This window comes from Faecalibacterium sp. DFI.5.82, assembly GCF_029076575.1.
Classification (GTDB): Bacteria; Bacillota; Clostridia; order Oscillospirales; family Ruminococcaceae; genus Faecalibacterium; species Faecalibacterium duncaniae.
This window is the reverse complement of sequence record NZ_JARFIS010000431.1, coordinates 1-314: the sequence shown is the minus strand read 5'-3', so window position 1 is coordinate 314 and position 314 is coordinate 1. Positions and strand designations below refer to the sequence as shown.

Annotated in this window: 1 pseudogene; it reads right to left on the bottom strand. The window is 47.8% G+C overall.

The features are described 5' to 3' along the window. Positions 1–52: 52 nt before the first annotated feature. Positions 53–314, bottom strand: a pseudogene (locus P0G09_RS17300) (type IV secretory system conjugative DNA transfer family protein); the annotation flags it as partial.

Below are 314 nucleotides of genomic sequence, written 5' to 3'. Positions count from 1 at the left end.
TGATTTTCTGGTGCACTTTTCTGACCGGGACAAATTAAAACCGCCTACCGGATCAGGCAGACGGGAGCGAATCAGCATCAATCACAACAAATTCATCCTTGGGATTGATTTTTTCTTTTCGGTTCAGATATTTTTCAATATCGAAGGTGTTTTTGGGGTCATAGTCCGAGGTCAGATTGTAGTTGGGGTGCTGGGTCAGGTCGTACTTGTCGCTCAAAAACGGTCTGACGCCACGCAACTGCAAAATACACTTGCCGCCGTCCAGCACCGCATGCTCGTCCCGGCTCAATAATTCGTGTCCCATCTTTTGGAAC